Here is a 292-nt window from a genome sequence, read left to right on the forward strand (position 1 = left end):
CTCATTCTTTCCAACACCTTTGATATTGTCATGGCGGTGTTCGATGTGTCGCAGAGCGTGATTGCGGATGCGGCGGGGCTCTTCCAAGGCTCCACCGACATTACGCCGGATATGCTGGCGGAGCTGGAAACCACGCTGGAGGGCATGGACTTGGGGCCGCTCCTTGGCCTGTGGCTCCAGTCCTCTGTAATCGGGCTGACCATGCAGTTTATGGGGATCATCATTTTTGTTCTGGTGTACGGAAGAATGATTGAAATATATTTAATGACCAGTCTGGCCCCCCTTCCCGTTG

The 292-nt window shown here is 53.8% G+C and carries 1 protein-coding gene; it reads left to right on the top strand.

The features are described from left to right. On the top strand, positions 1-292 hold a 292-nt coding region (locus P0G09_RS19950), incomplete at both ends, for a CD0415/CD1112 family protein (protein WP_275253541.1).

This window comes from Faecalibacterium sp. DFI.5.82, from assembly GCF_029076575.1.
Taxonomy (GTDB): domain Bacteria; phylum Bacillota; class Clostridia; order Oscillospirales; family Ruminococcaceae; genus Faecalibacterium; species Faecalibacterium duncaniae.